General features: G+C 50.8%; 1 protein-coding gene. It reads right to left on the bottom strand.

From position 1 onward, the window contains the following. A partial coding sequence (gene mobP3, locus H8S57_RS16915) for a MobP3 family relaxase (RefSeq protein WP_369807660.1) occupies window positions 1–620 on the bottom strand: 620 nt, incomplete at its 3' end. Window positions 621–701 lie beyond the last annotated feature (81 nt).

Genomic DNA, 701 nt, shown 5'->3' with positions numbered 1-701 from the left:
TGAAGATGCTCCATGTACTTCTCAAACTCGTCAATCATTTCGTCTGTGATGGCCGACAGGTGTTCCTTTGCCCGCTGTTTGGCCTCGCAATACTCTTTGATACGCTCGGCAAAGGTATCTCGAATGAGTTGTTTTCGGATTTTATCCGGGATGCTTGGATGGACAAAAGGGACCATTGTTCGCTGATGTTTATTCCAGAACACCACATGGATGTGGGGATGACCTTTTTCGTTATGGTGGGCAGCCACCCATTGCAAGTCCTGCACCCGGATTCCATTGAACTTTGCCAGGGTCAAAATGTGGCGGTCGATATAGTCCTCCCACGCTTTATGATCGGACAGCCCCAATTCGGCGGCCGTTTCAGGTGAAAAAGAGATAATACCACGATACATATTGACCCGACGATAGGAAAGCTCCCGAACCAGGCGGGCGGCTTCCTGCCAAGTGTCAAACTCTTTGACCGCCCCCGGCTCCAGTTTGCCAAACAGTCCGTGGCGCATCCCCTCATTCTTCACGGCACCGGGACGAGTTGCAATGTAACCGATATGTGCATAGTTGCCTTTTGGAGTTTTCTTATAGTTGGGGTGCCGGTGGCGCTGCTTATAAATCAGAATCGACACGGGAACCTCCTTGTACGGCATGGATGGCTTTCTGCATTTCCTCGTCATCCATGAAAGTACGCAGCGCATCCGCGTTTTTCT

This window comes from Lawsonibacter hominis, assembly GCF_014287895.1.
GTDB classification, from domain to species: Bacteria; Bacillota; Clostridia; order Oscillospirales; family Oscillospiraceae; genus Lawsonibacter_A; species Lawsonibacter_A hominis.
This window is presented reverse-complemented; position numbering and strand designations above follow the sequence as displayed.